The organism is Mucilaginibacter mallensis, assembly GCF_900105165.1.
GTDB classification, from domain to species: domain Bacteria; phylum Bacteroidota; class Bacteroidia; order Sphingobacteriales; family Sphingobacteriaceae; genus Mucilaginibacter; species Mucilaginibacter mallensis.
Window position 1 is genome coordinate 1526098 of sequence record NZ_LT629740.1, and the last position, 19444, is coordinate 1545541.

Below are 19444 nucleotides of genomic sequence, written 5' to 3' on the forward strand. Positions count from 1 at the left end.
ATTTACATCAAATGGTTAAAAAGATGCTCTAAGGCCAACTGACAGGGTTCTGGTTGGCGGATAAGGGGCATAACCACCTTTTACAGTCTGGTAAGTCACTTCAGGGTCCGCGCCTTTATAATTGGTTATGATAAACAGATTCTGTGCATCAACAAATACCCGTACAGATTTCGCAAACCGGTTTATAGCAGACGAATTGAAGGTATACCCAAACGATAAATTACGCAGGCGAACAAAATCAGTACTGGTGAGATTAATATCAGATGGTACCAGCAGGCCCACGGCGCTTTCAACATAATTTACACTCGGCCTTGTTCCACCAGGATTGGTTGAGCTGTATACATTAAAGGCTTGTGTAGTTCCATTCTGGCTACCCGAAGCAATTGCATTAGGATCGCCCCAGGCATTGTTTAAATTAGTAGCGTGGCCACCAAACTGACCGTAAAAGAATACGGTTAAATCAAATTGCTTATATCTGAAATTATTACCAAAACCAAGTGTGAACTTAGGATCGGGATTCAGTTTATAAACGTCACGATAATCTAATTTGCCATCATGGTTTTTATCAACAAAAATTGGAGATCCCGGTAAATTAGCGCCACCGGTTGTTGGCTGGGACGCAGGTACCGCCTGGCCCGGTTTTAATAAACCGTCGGTCTTAAAATAATAATATTCATCCACCGGATCGTTTACACTTTGATAGGCCTGCAAAACAGTAAAAGGAAACTGGGTATCCCATTTGAATAAATAATGAGATGCATTGATAACAGTGCTCCAGTCAAAATCTTTTGTTGTGATGTTATGTGACATTAGCGAGATATCGTACCCCTGCCTGATCTGGTGCGCGCCATTGATGGTTTGGGTAAAAAACTCTGACAAAGGCGCTGTTGGTGCTGTTGTGCTTAGTAAATTGGTGATATCATCCCTAAATACGTCAACAGAACCTGTTATCTGGTCTTTAAATAGTCCGAAATCAAGGCCAATATTTTTATTAATTGTTTTTTGCCAGGTTAAATCGGGATTATCTACTGCATACCTCGATATCGTAACATATTCTGATCCTCCATCCAGGTACACATTATCCGAGTTTGGAGAATACCCGCCGTATGCCGCCGATCCTATAGTTTGGCCGGTTACACCAATGCTGGCGCGAAGCTTTAAAAGATCAACAAAAGTTATATTTTTGAAGAATGATTCATCATTAATTTTCCATCCCAATGATACAGCCGGGAACAACGCATATTTATTATTAGGGAAGAATAAGCTGTAACCGTCATCACGCAAAGAAGCGGAGATGATATACCTATCAAGAAAATTGAATGTGCCCCTGCCAAAATAGGACCGCGTAGTATTTGCTGTTTGGTTTGATGTAATGGCTATATTTCCGGTTTCGGCGCCAAGATTGGTTGTGGTAAGCCCATCTTCTGCACCGGTTCCCTGTGAGTTAAAGGAACTATATTTACTGATATACTGGCCTGCACCACCTACCAGATCAATATTCAGAAATTTCGCTATTTTCTTTTTATAGCTTAACGATGCTTCTAAAGTTTGGTTATCACGATCATTATTATTTATTGAAGCCCTTGACAGGAATTGCTGATAAAAAAACACGCTACCTGGAACAAAAAAATTACGTGTTGCAGTTTCATAGTTATCACCGAATAATAACCTGCCGGTTAAGGCGTCCGGTATCAGGTTAAAATCTGCGGATATATTGGTATTTAAAGAATGATAGTGCGTATGATCCTGCACCTGCAGCAGCCCAACCGGGTTTGAAGTAGTGCCAAATTGAGAAAGTACACCATTTGTATAAACAGGTATGTTTGCCGGGAAAGCTAAAGCAGCCTGAACAATACCAAATCCCTGACTGCCTGACCCATCATTCTGGCCACCCGATGAAGAGTTTTGATAATCATTCTGGCTGCCTGTAAAGTTTGTATTTAAAGTAACAAATTTTGCCAGCTTGAATGATAGGTTAACCCTGCCGGTATATTTTGTTAAGGCTGAACCCTGAACGGTACCTAACTGATTAAAGTAACCGCCTGAAAAATAGTAAGTGGTTTTATCCGTTCCGCCGCTAACACTCAGGTTATCATTGTCAATATACCCGGTTCTAAAGATTTGATCGAGCCAGTTAGTACCAACACCTGCACTTGCTATCTGATCTGCCGAATATTTTGGTGTTGGCAATCCCGATGGTGCATTTGATCCATAAGGTTCCATTAAATGGGCACCTAAATACTGGTCGGTTTGAAAAGTATTAAAAAGCGTCTCATATTGCGTAGCATTTAAAGGCTTTAAATAGCCTGTATTACTTACAACAGAGTGGCTGCCATCAAAAGTTACATTTATTTTGCCGGCTTTACCTTTTTTGGTAGTAATTAAAATAACGCCATTGGCTGCGTTAACACCATATATAGCCGCGCTCGCATCTTTTAAAACCTCTACGGATTCAATATCAGACGGGTTTAAACCGGCTAATGCGCCGCGCGAAACACCATTTGTACCTGCATCTATACTGCCGCCGCTCGGTTCAAGCCCGTCATTTGGGAATATAACGCCATCTACTACGATCAAAGGGGCGCCGCGACCGCGTATGGAAAGGTTAATGGCCCCACCAGGTTGTGTGCTCGACTGCTGAACGTCTAAACCGGCCGCTCTGCCAAAGAGCAACTCCTCCACGGAGTTATTTGCATCCTTCGGAATAGATTTAGGATCAACTTTAACAACCGCTGTTGTAAGATTTGCCCTTGTAGATGTTCCGTAACCTATAACCACCACTTCGTTCAGGCCATTTTGTTTGGTTGCCAGTGATACGTTTAGCGAAGCGCCTGTTACTGTCGCCTGGATACTTTCATATCCTACTGCACTAAAAATAATCACAGTGCCCTTTGCCGCGTGTATGGTGTATTTACCTGTGCGGTCGGATGCCACTCCATTCGGGGTGTTTTTTATTTTAATGGTTGCACCCGGAATAACAGTTCCATCATCCTTGGAACTAACAGTACCCGAAACAGTTATTGTTTCCTGACCATGTACCTTCAAAGAAAGGAGTCCGGTTACAAGAAAGATCAAAAACATGAATCTTCTCCAGAAATGAAAAGTAAAAGTAAAGTTTCGCATAATTCATCGATTAATGGTTTAAATAATTTAATTGGTTTATAAAATGGCGCCATTTTGCTGAGGACAAAGTGGCAACTCTATTAACAGTTATTTATATTTGAGGAATCAAATGTAAAATGTACAGTTAATTAGGCTTGGACAAATAACTGACAATTTCAACGTAATCGAATTGTTCAATTAGTCAAATATTTAGTCCGATTAGTCATTTTATCATTTTGCTATCCTGCTATAACCTATTGTTAAGTAAGGATTTATAAATTAGCCAGTAGTGGAGGTTTAAAGAACTTTCAAAAACCGATTATTCAACCTACAACCAAAAAATGGTTTATAAATATTTTAGCAATTATTACTGCAGCGCATTTAGGAGATTATCCTTATGTGTGATTTTCATACTTATTTGTTTTAAAATAATGGCTCCATCAGTATTGATGGCTCAAAATCTGAACTTAAAATTTAAACATATTACCACCACAGATGGCCTGTCGGGAAATACAATAGAAAGCATTTTTCAGGATAGCAGAGGCTATATCTGGTTTGGTACAAGGGATGGATTAAACCAGTACGATGGTTATAATATTAAGATATTTAGAAACAACGGAAATAATACAAAAAGCATAAGCGATAATTATATTAAATGTATTAGTGAGGATGCACAGCACAATATATGGATAGGCACTTTAAACGGACTGAATAAATTTGATCCTTATAAAAACACGTTTACAACCTATAAACATGATCCTTCAAATAAAAACAGCCTGTCGGGCAGCGAAATAAATTGTTTATATGGAGATAAAGAAGGGAAACTATGGGTTGGAACAACTACTGGCGGGCTTAATTATTATGACACTAAGCATGGTGTATTTAAACAGCTTCAATACCAAAAAGGCTATCCGCCAAACCTCCTGAATAATGAAATAAATGATTTGTATGAAGATGGCAATGCAAACCTCTGGATTGGAACAGATAAAGGAATATGCTTTTACAACCAAAAAACCGGGGCCTTTGTAAATACTTTTAAACTGGCAGGTAATCCTGATTATCATCTCAACTATTCTATAACTAAAATACAGGGCGATAAACAAGGCAACATTTGGTTTGGAACCCTTGATGATGGCATCATTGTAATTAATCTGGCCAGGAATACTATTAAACAATTCCATCATAATGATAAAGAACCTTTTAGCCTGAGCACTGATCAGGTAAGAAGTTTATTTATTGATAAGCAGGACAAGATATGGACTGGCGGCATTAATGGAAGTCTTGATTTGTTTAACCCAAACACAAATAACTTTATCCATTGTAAAAATGTACCAGGCAATCCACTCAGTTTATCTCAAAAAACCATATCAGCTATTTTCGAAGACGATCAAAATAATCTTTGGATAGGTACACATCGCGGTGGGGTTAACTTTTATGCCCCATTAGCCGATAAATTTAAATTGGTACAACAACAGTCTGATATCAATAGCTTAAGTTATAATGATGTTAAAGCATTTTTTCAGGATCATTTAAATAATATATGGGTAGGTACGGATGGGGGTGGATTAAATTTATATAATACTACAAATAATACCTTTCAGCATTTTAAATATAATGTTTATGATACCAAAAGCATTAGTTCTGATGCTATTTTAAGTATTAATGAAGATCATTATAACAATTTGTGGATAGGAACCTGGGGTGGAGGTTTAGACCTGATGAATAGAGCTAACAATACCTTTGTTCATTTTGTAAATAATCCAGCCGATAAAAATTCCATCAGTTCAAACTATGTGCAAGCAACATTAAACGATAGTGAAGGGGATTTTTGGGTGGGAACTTATTATGGCGGGCTCAATCTTCTCGACCTTAAAACCAATCATTTTAGGCGAATAACCAGCGATTTACGGCAGGAAACCAGCATATTCGGAAATAACATTGTCGCCTTAAATGAAGATGAGGACAAGAACGTATGGATAGGCACTGATGATGGCGGACTCAATTGCTATAATCTGATCAAAAAGAAATTCAAACATTATTTTATTAATAGCGAACAAACACCTGATATCAGAACTATTTTTACGGATAGCAAAGGACGGGTTTGGGTGGGCCAGGCCGGTTTATACCTCTTTAATAAATATGCCAACCGGTTTGATTTGTTTACGAATAAAGGTGGCTTATCATCGGAGTTTATTAAAGGAATTACTGAAGATAAAGAAGGTAATTTATGGATATCTACCTCAAACGGCCTGACAAGATTAAACCCAGATAATCATTCATTAAAAAAATACAATATCGCCGATGGTTTGCAGGGGCTTGAGTTTGAAGCCGGATCATATATGCAAACAAAAGATGGCGAAATGTATTTTGGCGGCATTAATGGCTTTAATAAATTTTATCCGCAGGATATAAAAATAAATCAATTTATAGCCCCGGTTTATATAACAAGCTTTCAAATATTTAACCAAACTATACAACCTGGTCAGGAAAACTCTCCTTTGCAAAAGGATATTAGTTTCACCCGCCATATTATTTTAAACTACCAGCAGTCTTCAATTTCGTTTGAGTTTGCCCTGCTAAATTATACAGCACCGGAGAATAACCAATATGCCTATAAATTAGATGGCTTTGATAAAGCGTGGCATTATAACAGCACAGAACGTAATGCTAATTATACTAACCTTGACCCCGGCCATTATACATTTTACGTAAAAGCTGCCAACAACGATGGCGTATGGAATAATAAATTCACTTCCGTTGCCATTGATATACTTCCGCCATTTTGGGAAACATGGTGGTTTAAACTCCTGATACTGATATTGTTTTCTACCTCGGCTTATTTTTTACTATTGTTTAAAAAGAATCTTGATCTTAAAAAAATAGATGAAAAAAAGCGGGAGGAAATGCACAACATACAGCTGCAGTTTTTTACCAATATTTCTCACGAATTCAGAACGCCGCTCAGTCTTATTTTAGGCCCCGTTGAAAAAATGATGAAAGAAGACGATCGTTTAACATTTCATCAATATTATGATACTATACACCGTAATGCTAACAGGTTATTATTATTAATTAATGAGCTGATGGATTTTAGAAAGGCAGAAACGGGAGCGTTACGACTAAAAGTTATGCCCGGGAACTTAAATATATTTATTGCTGAAATAGCAGAAGACTTTAAAAGTCTGGCTTTACAAAAGCAGATAAATTTATATTTAAAAATAGATCAGGATTTGGGTGAGACCTGGTTTGATCGCCAGGTTATAGAAAAAATAATATTGAATTTGATGGACAACGCCTTTAAGTACACCAAAAATGGCGGAAACATCACTATTGAACTTTATGAAAATGAACCAGACTTTATCTCGGTATATGAACATCAAATTGCTGTTAATGCTAATTTCAAGGGTAAAAAGTATGCTTTTATACGTGTTTCTGATAACGGTATAGGAATATCAAATGACTCTATACAACATTTATTTGAACGCTATTACAGAATTACAGATGCACATATGGGGTCGGGCGTAGGATTAGCTTTTGTAAAAAGCCTTACACTCCTACATAAAGGAAGTATATATGTTAATAGTGAAAAAAATGTGGGCAGCGATTTTGTTGTTATGTTTCCGGTTGATAAAACCGACTATTCAACTAATGAAACATGGGTTTCAAAATCAGTAAACAGGGCTATCCAATTAGAAAGCCTAAGTGCATCTGTTTATCAAAATGAAAATAAAGAATTGCAGGAGTTAAGTAAACCCGCTATTACAAAAACCAACAACCAAACGTATAAAATTCTTATTGTTGATGACAACGATGAACTCCGAAACTTTATTCGTCATAGTTTAGCCGAATTTTATCAAATAATTGAGGCTGGCGATGGCATTGCAGCTTTGGCCATAGCTAAAGCCGAATTGCCTGATCTGATCATTAGCGATTTAATGATGCCCAGAATGAATGGCATTGACTTTTGCAAAGAGTTAAAAAAGGATAAAAAAACAAACCAGATTCCGTTTATCATACTTTCAGCAAAAGATGCGATTGAGTCAAAAATAGAGGGGGCCGATTCGGGGGCCGACCTGTATTTCCCAAAGCCGGTAAGCATTCACCTGTTGCTGCTTTCTATCAGAAACATTTTTGAGCAGCGAAGCATATTAAAGGAACGCTACCTGAAAAATTATTTTTTAGAAGCACAGGAAATTGCAGATTCAGAGAATGACAAGGATTTTTTAGATCAATTAATAAACCTTATTGAATTACAGCTTAGTAATTCAGATTTAGATGTAGATTATATATGTAAAGAGATGGGCATGAGTAAAACGAAATTATACAACAAAATAAAGGGCATCACCGGTTATTCAATTGGTGAATTTGTACGGTCGTTCAGATTAAAAAAGGCTGCTAATATTATCACCCATGAAGATGTTTTACTAACTGATGTAATGTACCGGGTAGGGATACAAACACAATCGTATTTTACTAAAGCCTTTAAAAAGGAATTCGGTAAAACACCCTCGCAGTTTTCGCAGGATATTAAGAATCAGAAAGAGAGTTAGTAACCGATAGCCATATTTATCTATTTTTATAAGGAGTGCCAGTTATTTCGGCGTAAACTTCTTCAAATGCTTTTCCTTTATGTTTCGGCCATAATGCAGAAAATTTGATCTCCACATTTTTCAGCAATTGAATACAAAGCTGTTTATCGTCATCGCTCAAATTGTGCATGATCATCCGGGCATTTGCAACGATCCTATCGGAGCACAGATTTGCAACTTTTTCACCTTCCGGTGTAAGCCGCATCCGTTTCGAACGCTTATCTTCTTTGTCGTCATATTCGCTGATCAATCCTCTTTTCTTCATCCTGTTCAACATATCAGTGCCGCTCGAGAGTTCAAATAAATTTGCAAAGATCACTTCCGTTTTTCTGGGATTCACTTCCTGCCTGATGGTATAAAGCATACCAAATTCTTCAATTTGGTTTAAACCCGTTCCTTCGAGTGCGAGGTTGGCATAATTCATATTCAGCTTGCTGATCCTGCCAATAATTTTTAAGAGCAACCCATCATTAATATATGGTATAACACCCCCAACTAGCGGTCCTTCCTCATCTGTTTTCTGTCGGCTGGCTAAATAATGCCGGCAAAATTCATCAATGTTTCCATCAGGATACTTTGCTTCAAATTCCGCCCAGAGGTTAACTAATTCAACTGTTTTATTCATACTATTTCGCTTCCGCAATAAAAATAACAAAAATACATTATAAAATAATTGTTTTAATACGTAAACGAATTATATTTGTAAATATAACTACAAAAACGTAATAGGTATGAGCGCTCAAAAAACAGAAAATAAATCACTTTATTGGATAGCAAAAGGCTTTATCAGCTTTTTTATCGCTTTCAGCGCGTGGTTCTCGTACAGCCATGGCCCGGATTTAAGAAAACTGGGATTTCCTGACTATTTCAGAATCGAATTGGTTACCGCCAAAATTATTGGCGCTGTTGTGCTTTTATTACCATTTGCGCCTGTAAGAGTTAAGGAATGGGTTTATGCGGGGTTTATAATCGCTATGGTTTCGGCACTGATCGCACATATCTGCAGCGGTGATCCTGTTTCTAAGATAGTTTTTGTTTTAGCTGACCTGATATTGGTTTTGACAAGTATTTGGTATGTGTCTAAGAATGACCTTTTAAAAAATAAAATAAACTAACTATGGAAATGAGCATAACATTTTATGATGCTGCCCTTGTTGGGCACATTATCGGCATAACACTTATGGCGGGAGCTGCTTTTATAGATTTAGCAGCCTTCCAGATTTTCTGGAAAGTTTTCCTGAAGGATCCGGCGGAAGGTGTTCGATTAGAGAAATACCTCAATAAACTGCAAAAATTCATGGGTATCGGTATGCTGGTCATCCTTATATCCGGTATACTGATGATGGTTAAAATGCATGAAGTATGGGGAGCCCAGCTATGGTTCAGGATAAAAATGGGCGTTTTATTATTGATTATTATTAACGGTTTAGGCCTTAGGCGAATGCTGGGTTCGAGATTAAAACGAACACTGGCAGCCTATTTCACAGGAGTCGATATTGCTGAAGCTATGGTCAAGCTAAAAAACAGGCTCATGACCGTTCAGACTATTCAAGTTCTGCTATTCATCATTATCTACGTGTTGAGCATTTTCAAGTTCAATTAAGGGGGAGAACATAATCAGACAGAAATATCAATAACAACTATTAAAGCATTAAGTCATGACTAGTAATTCAAATAAATCTTCCTATCATATAGTAGTTTTAGGTGCCAATGGCGGGATTGGCAAACACACGGTATTAAAAGCACTAGCTGAAGGGTATCACGTAACTGCTATTTTAAGAACTCCCTCCAAGCTGGATATTTCGCATCCCAATTTAACCATTGTTCAGGGAGATGTGATGCAATCAGGATCTTTAGCACAACACCTCGAAAATAAAGATGCGGTAATTTCAGCAATAGGAAAAAACTCCTTAAAAACAACAACACTATATTCCCAGGGAAATAAAAACTTGCTGCAAGCGATGCATGAGACAGGAATTAACCGCGCATTTTTTATATCGGCGGCCGGTTTGGAAGTAAACCCTACACATTCCCTGCTGGTTAAGTTTGCAACCAGGTTTATCTTACAGCCGTTGTTACGGAACATGTATGCCGATTTGCGGGTGATGGAAAAAATTGTAAGGGAAAGCGGAATCGACTGGACAATAATACGGCCGCCTCAATTGACCGATAGCCCTGAAACTGGCAAGTACCGTACAGCAATTGATGGGCCGCTCCGGAAAGGGCTAAAGATTTCCAGAGCGGACGTGGCACATTTTATGGTTAACAATTTGATGAATAAATCGATCTTCAGGGCGACCGTCGAGGTTGGCTACTAATCTACTTTTCGGCATCCCCGGGCAGAAGTGGGGATCAAATCAAGGCTGCCGGAAATGCAGTTGTTCAAGATTTAACAGGAGTGTGAGTGTAATTAAACTGAAAGATCGATTATGGCTTAATTTTATCGTTAACCACTAATTGCGACTCTACTTTTATACTATAATAAGCCTGTTTTTCATCTTTTTTGGTATTGGGGTTATTCAGTAAATCTATTAGTATATTGGTAGCTTTTTGCCCCTGCAGGTAGGGGAACTGCTCAACCGATGCCACAGGAACAAAATCCATATAATTAATGAGTGGCAGGTTTGCATAACTTATAAAAGTTAGCTCTTTATTTATTTCAATATTTTGAGATCTGGCATAGCTGATAGCAAAAAGTGCTACATAATCATTAAATGTAACTATTGCGGTTGGCTTTCTTTTGTTATTGAGTAATTCTTTCATAGCAGCGATAGTTCCGGCTTCGGTCAGGTCGCAATTAACCAGTAAGGATGGGTCAAACTTGAGCCTGTTTTTTATCAGCGCCTGTATATAGCCCTCCTTACGCTCACCGGTGGCATATAGCGTAGCAGGCCCATTTATCATCCCTATAACACGATGTCCTCTTTTTAAAAGAAAATTTACCGCCTCAAAAGTTCCGGTTGCCATATTGCAGGCCACACTATGGATGTCCTTCATAGCGGGAATCCTGTCAAAAAATACTACAGGGATATTGGATTTTCTCAATGTTTCAAAATGATCACAGGCAGATGAGTTTTTTGTGACAGATATAAGCATCCCATCAACCCTCTGGTTTTTCATTTTGGCCACCAGTCTGCGTTCCATTTCTTCGCTATCATGTGATTGGGCTAATAAAATTGTATAGTTTCTTTTATCCGCAGTATCTTCAATGCCATTTACAGCTGCCGAGAAAAACGACTCAGAAAGTTCAGGCAATATTACCCCGATGTTAAATGACTTTCCTTTTTTAAAGGAAATTGCTGTTAAGTTAGGTTCATAGTTCAGCTCCATAGCGCGTTGTTTTACCCTCATTCTGGTAACCAGGCCAATGCTTGAGTGGTCTTGCAGGCCTCTTGAAACGGTAGAAACTGAAATGTTTAACGCTTTAGCGATTTCCTTTAAAGTTGTTGGTTTTTTTATCATTTTACATCGGGGTTAATGAGTTAATTAATGATGGAGCGGTTTACTGCGTTTAATAGTCAGGTTTTAACAAATTATTAATCAGGTAATTGCAGATCTGGTTTCTTTGAACTTTGGCGGGTTAAATTGGTTCTAACAGGGGTGAAGTCATTAAAAAAGCCACAGTTGCGCAAATAGAACAGATCATCTTTTACCCCACCGCCGTAATCTTTTCTGTAGTTGATGTTTGCCGTAGCGTCACCCGTAAAAAGGGCATCATTTAATGGGTACCATTTGCCATTTGTATCACGTACCCATTCATTGCCAAAAAATACTTTGCGCTGCACATTACCCATTTCCGGGTCAAAATTTTCGAGAAAAGAGTATAATCCCTTTAAATAAAAGCCCGACATAGGGCGTTTAAAGCTTGCGATCAGTTGCCAGTCACCTTTGCCAGCTTCTTTAAAATAGGCTGTAAATGTTGTGGTTTTTGCGATCGAATCAGCTTGTGCATGTATCAGGAATGCATACGTTTTCCCCGCAATCCAGGGATAGTTCATATAGCTTTGCCCGCCCGATCCTTCATTGCCAAATTCACCGGCATGCACATTGTCGCCTTTTTTTAACAGGTGAATTTTTAAACTATCAGGAATATTTTTAGGGTCATTGGTTTCATACGGGCTCCAGATAGAGAAGAGAATATGGCGTTCTGTTGGTGAGTTTACCTGCATGCCAAAATACCCGCCTGTAAAGCCATCAGCCATAAAGTAGGAGCCGAGTACATCCTGACCAACAGGTACGATAACTTCATTATAAAACCATTCTACATTATTTTTTGCCACTGCCGGTAGCTTATAGTTTAAATGTACCGATGGGCCGCGATGCCCCCAGTAATAATAATTCCCCTCGTTATTTTTTACATAACTGGCACCCATTGCAAGTGCGTTTCCGCTTAATATAATATCACTCACCTCGGCATAAGTATTACCTGTTTTGCTTATGCCATACAGGGTTATTTTTATATACCCGGGGTTATTAATGGCTATCTTTCCGAAATTTATGATAGCCGTATCACGATTAGTTACCACTTTGGTTATAATGGTTTTATCGACAGCAATGCTTATTTTGCTTGTGCCATTGGGTACTAGCAGTTTCAGGGCTACATTTAAATCGCCAGTGCTTTCGGTTCGCACATAAACACTAATGGTATCTTTAGCATCGCTCCATTCAGTAAGGCCGGCGTCGGTTATCTTTGCTTTTGCTCCTTTGTTTAACCATCCGTTGCCCCCAAGTGGTACTGTTATGTCCGTTTGTGGTACCGACTGCCCGAATGCGCTGCCCAACGTTAAAAACATTGCCGCAATCAAAATATTAACCCTTTTTGTTGTAGTACTCATTATAATCAGATCTAAGCCTTGTGTTTTTATATTATTTTATATTGTTGATCTCTCTGGTATCAGCAGATATCCGGAGATGAATTAATTTACAAACTCTCGTGAAATTGTTATTACGGAAGTTTGTAAATCATTAATCTCCTTTATTTAATGCCATTTATTTAGGGGACACGCGTAGCATCTATTGATTGTTCAACTACCAAATACGAACCGGGTACATATATACGTATCGGGAACCGCAAGTTTAATGTATATGCCCCTTCGGGTAATCCATCATTACTTACATATTTAGCCGGTATTCTTTGATAAATATTGAATCCATTTCCAAGTGTGTTTAACGGAAAAGGAACCAATGGGAACCTGAAAACGCTTGAAGTGGAGGTGTAATAATAGGAAGAAGTATATTCCTGCAATGACTGTAAGTAAGGAGGAATTGGATTTAGCCCTGCCGCGGGCCGGCTTACTACTTCACCGGCTTGAGGATTCCAGGGAGTTCCATTTTTATCTTTGTATACAACCGTTATTATATTTGGAGTATCCGCTACCCTTGTAATAGTTAATAACGGATGTTGGCCTACACTTGATTTACTTTCGTTGCCTACCAGGATACGGGTTTCGCTTGTTGAACCTATTGCCGGTACAGCATCAAAGGTTGTGGTATCTGCTAATATGAAATCGCCAATCTTCGGATATACCTTTGTACCAGCTTCATTTGTTATTCTTAAATCATACTGATATTCTCCTGCGGGTAAGTACAGTGCACCCGAGTTAGCCGATACCTGTCCGCTGTTAGGTAAAATTGTTACTGCCGGGAGGTATTCTGTTTTCAGAAAGGAGATGATTTGCTGAAAGGAAGTATCCTTTTTAGGGTCAATGTATCCTGTAAATATCTGTACAGGAAATTTTTTATTAAATAATGAATCCACTATCTGCCCGTTAGCCTTGTTGTAATAATGAACAACAGTAGCAGTAAATGGCATAGACGATCCATCCGGGTTTAATGCTGAACTCAGAAAAGTACGGCCCTTGGGCACTTTTATGGGATTCTGTTCATAATGAACATAAGGGCTCAGAAACCCGACCGTCGACTTTTTGCAAGAGTATGTTATAGCTATAAATGCCAATACGATAGCACTATATAAATAGAATATCTTTTTCATGTTGTATAAGCTATTATTGTTTAAAATATAATATATGCCCGTTCGCAAGAACATTGAGTTGCCCTGTGGCAGTGGTGAGCCCTGATGTTTGGCAAAGCACCCTTACACCTACAGTATCAACTATTTGTGATGCAACAAGCGGTGATGGCAGGGGCCCTCCTTTAATAAAGGTGTAATACTCTATCCTTGGTAAGGTACTTACTGCACCCGAATAACCAAGAGTTGCATCAGTGGTTGTTTCATACGAGATAACGGTTTGGTTACCAAGCGCCGTTTTAAATAAAACGCCATTTTCTGTAAGTGAACTATAGGTAACAGTGCTGGGTACGATATAAGCATTAAGGGAATCCTTAAACGTAGCCAGATCATACTTTATCAATGTGTCGATAGTGTATTTTTTACTTGGATCAACATTTTGCACTTCAAGCGTTCTTAGCAAAAGGTAATTGTCTATAGAATAATCACTCGGTGCATAAAAGGTTATTCCTTTCTGGTTGATCACATCTTTCAATCCGGCTTTATCAACCAGCATTAGTAAGGTATCAAACATTTTAAACCTGTTACTTTTCAGATAATCATAAGTAGTAAGGGGCGTTGTAGTACTTTCCAGTTTGCCGCCAACTATATAGTCATTCTTTTTACAGCCATTAAACGCAATTACCATTACAACAGCAATTGCCATATATTTTATAATATTTTTCATTGTTATTTCTTTTAAGTGATTAAATAATTAGTGTGACGCCCACCATTTATTTTGCACCAGCAATGGGTCCTGCTGCAGTAATGCTCTTAACCCAATCGGCCATTGGCATCCGCCGCCGTTAACCCTGTCGGTATTATAACCAGGTACCGCATTATCGTAGTTAGGGTCTGAAATTAATCCTGTACGGTAAAGATCAAAATACCAGCTGCCTTCGCCGTAAAACTCCCTTCCGCGTTCATCCATAATTTCATATATCAGGTCAGTAGCACCGGTTGCATTATAAGCTGCTACTCCTGCTCTTTTACGTACCAGGTTAAGGTACATATCTGCTGTACCCAGATCACCTAACCGCGCGGCAGCCTCAGCCCTTGTAAGATAAATATCGGCCAGGCGCAGCAGCACCAAATCATCACTTACATAAGCGGTGGTTTGCGTACCTGAATTCTGATACACTACATCCGCATATTTTACCAGGATGGGGTTTATGGTCTGCAATCCGTAAAAGTTATTCTTCACGCGTATATCAGCAGAAGTGGATGTGGTATCACCGTAAAGGTTATTTATCACAGTTGGAGCCACATACCATGCCGTTTGCTGGCTAACTATAAAAGGCGCTTGCAGGAACATATTAAAGGCATCTCCTGTTGCCTCATTGTCAGCACCTGTATAAAGCATATATAACTCAAAAATGCTTTCCTGATCATGCCCTCTAAAAATATTTCTATAGGTTGCAGCCGGCTCAAGGGTATAACCGCCATATTTTATCACGCTATCTGCGGCCGCAGCTGCAGGCTGATATTGTTTTTGCCACATATAGGTTTTTGATAAAAGTGCGAATGCTGCACTCTTATTGGCCTGTACGGCAACATCAGTAGGGTTGGCATAGCTATACTGCAGCATGCTGATACTTTGTGTCAGGTCACTTACTACCTGGGCAAAACCCTGAGCATCTGTAGAACGGGCAACCGGCTGTGCAGTAATAGGGTTAGTATACACTTGTGTAACAATTACAGGTGCTCCCCATACTTCGGTAATATAGTAATAAGCGAAAGCCCTTAAAAAATATGCCTGACCTATTATCTGTTTTTTGGTAGCAACCGGATCATCAGTAAATGTTGATGCAGCCATACCGGGAACCTTGTTAATAATAAGGTTACACTGGGCTATCAACTGATAAAAGATAGTCCAGTCGTTCCATACACCACCATAGGGTGTATAGTTAAAATCATATTGGCCGCTTTCATTAAAATCAGTATAAGCGATATCGCCGTTAAAGGATGCGAACTCACCCGCTGTAGCGTCTCCGAAGGTAAAGTAACTTGACCGGCTTAATAAGGCGGTACGCAATAAACTATAAGCGCCAGCCAGGCCTGTTTGTGCTGCCTGTTCCGATGTCCAGAAGTTGGCGGTAGTTGGTGCGTTTATTGGCGTTTCGTTTATATATTTCTTACACGAGCCAAACAGCATCGTTCCGCAAAGAAATAATATTACAAAGTATTTAATTTTATAATTTTTCATCGTAATTTCCTTTAAATCAATTAAAACTGAACATTTATACCCAGGGTGTAGTTCTTTGGTATGGGGTAGGTTGTACCATCATAATCACCAAAAGGGGTCACCTGTTCTGCATCAGGTACAGTGGATTTTTGGAAAACAGCTATGTTGTCAGCCGTAAAATACAACCGGCACGATGTAACTCCTAAAGCATCTGTGAATTTTTTAGGTAGCCTGTAACCCAATGAAATGGTATTGATCTTCAAATAACTGCCATTCTGGTTAAACATGGTTGTCCATGGAGAATATTCATAAAAATAAGGGCCGTTAGGATTTAATGCAGGGAATTTTGCCTTATATCCGTTGGGGTTAGCTGCTGCCGCTGCAGGATTCCAGAATCCTAACTGATTAAGATTGGGGATACCCGTGTTGACAAAATTATATAGGCCACTTCCCCAGTTATTTAACTGCTGCTGCTGCAATGTATTAACAATTGTACGCCCCAGTGTAAAAGAGGTGTAAACACCTAGTGTAAAACCCTTATAGCTAACTGTGTTATTAAAGCCACCTGTAAACGTAGGATTGGGATTACCAGTTGGCTGCAGGTCACCATATTGATTGCCTGTATCCTCATCAGTCCATACATCGTAGTCTCCATTAATGTCTTTCCAGATCGGGTAACCCGCCCTTACAGGATAATAGCCCTTAAAGTAAGTAAGCAACTGCCCTGTTAACGGGTTTACCGGCACCTGGCCCTGTGTATTATAAACACCCTGGTACTGTATCTGGTAGTATACATTTATTGGCTTGCCTACTGTAAACACATATTCCTGACCTGTATTAGGATCAGTGTAAACTAATGTACGGTTACCGTTTGGCAGCTTCAGTATTTCATTATGGTTATACGATATGTTGAAATTAGTACTCCACTGCACCTTGCTTTGCGGCGACAGGTTGCGTGTATTAAGGTTAATTTCAATACCCCTGTTTCCTACTGTTAATGGTGAATTGGTAGTTTGCTGTGTATATCCTGTATAAAATGGCAGCGGGAAAGTATAATATTGGTTGCTCGATCTCTTATCGTAATAATCAAAAGTAAGCTGGATCCGGCTGTTCAGGAAAGACGCATCAAAACCCAGATCGAGTTGCTTTGTGGGTTCCCACGAAAGCTTCGAATCGGTAAATGCCGTACCCGAACTAAAATTAGGTATACCGATTGGAACACCATTATAGTAACCATTGAGGTTTGATTGGTAATTGTTATTATTAAAGTTATTGTTGCCTGTACCAACAACATAAGTATTGTAAGGTGCATAGTAATCAGTGGGTTGCTGCCCGCTAATGCCCCAGCTTCCGCGTATCTTAAATTGATCTATCCACTTTATACGTTTCATGAAGTCCTCATCCATGATGTTGTAGCCTGCGCTCACAGACGGGAAATACCCCCATTTACTGCCGGGCCCAAACCTTGATGAAGCATCGGCGCGCAAAGTAGCGTCCAAAAGGTATTTTTGTTTATAATCATAATGTGCCTGCCCGCCCCATGATAAAAGCGAGGATGCCAGGTAATTGGTTGAAGCAAGCAGGTTACCAGCTGATACCCCCTGCACCACCTGAATAGAGTTATCGGGAATGTAGCTGCCCGACACATAAAGAAGGTTAGTTACATCTCTCTCAAAACTCTGAAATGCAAGTATGGATATGTTGTTGTTTCCGAGCTTTTTGGTGTAAGATAATATGTTATTGGCATTTACCTGGGTATAATTGCTTAATGAGTCGGATGCCACAGCAGCACCTATGCTGGAGAGATTGGAAGGCGCGGAAAACTGATTCTCATTTGACTGCTTATTTATCGACTCTTCAGACTTGAGCAATAAGCCAGGCAATATCTGGTAATGCAAGCCTACGAACGCTGTTATATTATCATTTCTATCCAGATTGCGTATGCCGGAGTATTGTCCCTTATAAGCAGCAATGTCATTAGCATCAAGATAGTAAAAGGAACTGGGCAGCGAATAACCTGCTAAAGGATTAACACCATGTATGGAGTTGCTTAATCCCGGCTGCCTGTCCACCCTTGACATGCTGATATTAACCTCAATACCAAACTTCTTAGTTACTTGGTAATCAATGTTTGAACGGAATGAATATCTGTTAAGTCCGGTGCCATACAATACGCCATCCTGATTAAAATTATTCATGCTGACACGATAATTAAGATTATCCGATGCACCAGCTATTGACAGGTCTATATTATGCAGGTAAGCTTTCCTGTATAACAGGCCCTGCCAGTTTGTAGCATTGTTAAATGACGGGTTCAAACTGTCGGTAAGCATTTGGGGAAGATTTCCAAGCCCCGACTTATTTGTTTGCTGTGCGATAAAGTTTATTTTCTCATTCCGTTCTTCAGAGCCTGTTGCAGTTTGCTGCAATTTTGGCTGTGCAGAAAAACCACCATAAACATTCAGCTCTATTTGCGGCTTGCCTTTTTTGGCTTTTTTTGTGGTAACAACTACCACGCCATTTGCACCCCGTGACCCCCAGATGGCTGTCGCGGCCGCGTCTTTTTGCACCTCGATACTCTCTATATCGTTTATATTAATACCTGCAAGCACGTCAGTTTGGGTATTATCAAACTGGCTCATATCGCTGAGGTTAGTTGGTACACCATCAATAATAAACAATGGCGAGCTCAGTGCATTAGCCTCATTAAAACCTGTTGAAATATTTGTGTTACCCCTAACTACAAATGTGTTACGCACACCGGGCTGGCCATTATAGTTTTGGATATTTACGCCGGGTACTTTACCCTGCAAGGCCTGATCAAAACTTGGTGTTGGCAGATCCTCTATATCTTTTCCTGATATTATAGTAATAGCCGCGGTTGTAGTTTTTTTTGATACCTCGTGATAGCCCACCACTACAACATCGTCCAGGTCTTTTTTTGATGCCTGTAGTGTGACATCAATAACGGATCTGCCCTTTACCTCAACATTTTTAGGAACATAGCCGATAAAGGAAAACTGTAATACCGCATTTGGCGATACAGACAGGTGGAACCTGCCGTCGAGGTCTGTTACTGTTCCATCGCTAGTACCCTTAACAATTATGGAAACCTGTGGCAATACTTTGCCATCATCAGACCCCTTAACTACTCCGCTTACACTAACCTGGCCATAGGCAAGGCCATAGTAAACTAAGCATAATAAACAAACAAGCGTTTTTTTGTAAGCCTTTGCCATACTTTGATTGGATTTAGTTAATAAATAAATAATGCTTAATCGGACTTTTGCTGATGCCTTGTTATACCGCGCATATAACTGCATCATTGCGGGTATCCTGTTTATAAGTGATTGTTTTCCACTTAACTACCCAAATGATCACAAGTCGAATCTATTTAATAAAAATCTTGAATGGCTGGCAAAAGCTTGCGCAAACGTTTGTCTTTAAAGTGTCAAAATTAAAGTAGCGCACAATATTTATAATGAATGTGAATAGCGTTTTTTTTAAAATGAAAGTACCAGTGTTGAATGGGTGGTAAAATGGTATCAATGTTTATTATTG

At 39.2% G+C, this 19444-nt stretch carries 12 protein-coding genes; 4 read left to right on the top strand and 8 right to left on the bottom strand.

Annotated elements, in window-relative coordinates:
- Positions 1-15: 15 nt before the first annotated feature.
- The gene (locus tag BLU33_RS06180) at positions 16-3123 is read right to left on the bottom strand and encodes a SusC/RagA family TonB-linked outer membrane protein (protein ID WP_232009407.1); all 3108 of its coding nucleotides are present in this window, start codon (positions 3121-3123) and stop codon (positions 16-18) included.
- 410 nt (positions 3124-3533) lie between these two features.
- Here BLU33_RS06180 and BLU33_RS06185 point away from each other — a divergent pair, with 410 nt between their 5' ends.
- On the top strand, positions 3534-7652 hold the full coding sequence (locus tag BLU33_RS06185; protein ID WP_091370381.1) for a hybrid sensor histidine kinase/response regulator transcription factor: 4119 nt from the start codon (positions 3534-3536) through the stop codon (positions 7650-7652).
- Positions 7653-7668: 16 nt separating this feature from the next.
- Here BLU33_RS06185 and BLU33_RS06190 read toward each other — a convergent pair whose 3' ends face one another.
- Positions 7669-8316 (bottom strand): MarR family winged helix-turn-helix transcriptional regulator, encoded by a 648-nt coding sequence (locus tag BLU33_RS06190; protein WP_091370383.1) that lies wholly within the window; start codon positions 8314-8316, stop codon positions 7669-7671.
- Positions 8317-8422: 106 nt separating this feature from the next.
- On the opposite strand from BLU33_RS06190, the gene BLU33_RS06195 reads away from it, so the two are divergent.
- Genes BLU33_RS06195 through BLU33_RS06205 form a run of 3 tightly spaced genes read left to right on the top strand, consistent with a single transcriptional unit; the run spans position 8423 to position 10009 of the window.
- Positions 8423-8806 carry a DoxX family protein gene (locus tag BLU33_RS06195; protein ID WP_091370386.1) on the top strand — a complete coding sequence of 128 codons (384 nt, stop codon included), beginning with the start codon at positions 8423-8425 and terminating at the stop codon, positions 8804-8806.
- An 8-nt stretch (positions 8807-8814) separates the two neighbouring features.
- Positions 8815-9294, top strand: coding sequence for a hypothetical protein (locus BLU33_RS06200; RefSeq protein ID WP_172829221.1), 480 nt, complete (start codon positions 8815-8817; stop codon positions 9292-9294).
- Positions 9295-9349: 55 nt separating this feature from the next.
- Complete coding sequence (locus BLU33_RS06205) at positions 9350-10009, top strand: NAD(P)-dependent oxidoreductase (protein ID WP_091370390.1); 660 nt, start codon at positions 9350-9352, stop codon at positions 10007-10009.
- A gap of 109 nt (positions 10010-10118) precedes the next feature.
- On the opposite strand, the gene BLU33_RS06210 is transcribed toward BLU33_RS06205, so the two are convergent.
- The 6 genes from BLU33_RS06210 to BLU33_RS06235 form a co-directional block, all read right to left on the bottom strand.
- Positions 10119-11153 (bottom strand): LacI family DNA-binding transcriptional regulator, encoded by a 1035-nt coding sequence (locus BLU33_RS06210; protein ID WP_091370392.1) that lies wholly within the window; start codon positions 11151-11153, stop codon positions 10119-10121.
- A gap of 74 nt (positions 11154-11227) precedes the next feature.
- Positions 11228-12526 (bottom strand): DUF3472 domain-containing protein, encoded by a 1299-nt coding sequence (locus tag BLU33_RS06215; protein ID WP_091370395.1) that lies wholly within the window; start codon positions 12524-12526, stop codon positions 11228-11230.
- Positions 12527-12684: 158 nt separating this feature from the next.
- A complete protein-coding gene (locus BLU33_RS06220) occupies positions 12685-13683 on the bottom strand; it encodes a hypothetical protein (RefSeq protein WP_091370397.1) in 999 nt (332 codons plus the stop codon).
- Between the two features lie 13 nt (positions 13684-13696).
- Complete coding sequence (locus BLU33_RS06225) at positions 13697-14386, bottom strand: fasciclin domain-containing protein (protein WP_091370399.1); 690 nt, start codon at positions 14384-14386, stop codon at positions 13697-13699.
- A gap of 27 nt (positions 14387-14413) precedes the next feature.
- Complete coding sequence (locus BLU33_RS06230; protein WP_091370401.1) at positions 14414-15904, bottom strand: RagB/SusD family nutrient uptake outer membrane protein; 1491 nt, start codon at positions 15902-15904, stop codon at positions 14414-14416.
- Positions 15905-15924: 20 nt separating this feature from the next.
- Positions 15925-19122 (bottom strand): SusC/RagA family TonB-linked outer membrane protein, encoded by a 3198-nt coding sequence (locus tag BLU33_RS06235; protein WP_157682065.1) that lies wholly within the window; start codon positions 19120-19122, stop codon positions 15925-15927.
- Between the last annotated feature and the right edge of the window lie 322 nt (positions 19123-19444).

Bases quoted from the DNA above. Each gene is read 5' to 3' on its own strand.
- BLU33_RS06180 (WP_232009407.1), bottom strand. From the start codon at position 3,123: ATGCGAAACTTTACTTTTACTTTTCATTTCTGGAGAAGATTCATGTTT.
- BLU33_RS06185 (WP_091370381.1), top strand. From the start codon at position 3,534: ATGGCTCCATCAGTATTGATGGCTCAAAATCTGAACTTAAAATTTAAA.
- BLU33_RS06190 (WP_091370383.1), bottom strand. From the start codon at position 8,316: ATGAATAAAACAGTTGAATTAGTTAACCTCTGGGCGGAATTTGAAGCA.
- BLU33_RS06195 (WP_091370386.1), top strand. From the start codon at position 8,423: ATGAGCGCTCAAAAAACAGAAAATAAATCACTTTATTGGATAGCAAAA.
- BLU33_RS06200 (WP_172829221.1), top strand. From the start codon at position 8,815: ATGAGCATAACATTTTATGATGCTGCCCTTGTTGGGCACATTATCGGC.
- BLU33_RS06205 (WP_091370390.1), top strand. From the start codon at position 9,350: ATGACTAGTAATTCAAATAAATCTTCCTATCATATAGTAGTTTTAGGT.
- BLU33_RS06210 (WP_091370392.1), bottom strand. From the start codon at position 11,153: ATGATAAAAAAACCAACAACTTTAAAGGAAATCGCTAAAGCGTTAAAC.
- BLU33_RS06215 (WP_091370395.1), bottom strand. From the start codon at position 12,526: ATGAGTACTACAACAAAAAGGGTTAATATTTTGATTGCGGCAATGTTT.
- BLU33_RS06220 (WP_091370397.1), bottom strand. From the start codon at position 13,683: ATGAAAAAGATATTCTATTTATATAGTGCTATCGTATTGGCATTTATA.
- BLU33_RS06225 (WP_091370399.1), bottom strand. From the start codon at position 14,386: ATGAAAAATATTATAAAATATATGGCAATTGCTGTTGTAATGGTAATT.
- BLU33_RS06230 (WP_091370401.1), bottom strand. From the start codon at position 15,904: ATGAAAAATTATAAAATTAAATACTTTGTAATATTATTTCTTTGCGGA.
- BLU33_RS06235 (WP_157682065.1), bottom strand. From the start codon at position 19,122: ATGGCAAAGGCTTACAAAAAAACGCTTGTTTGTTTATTATGCTTAGTT.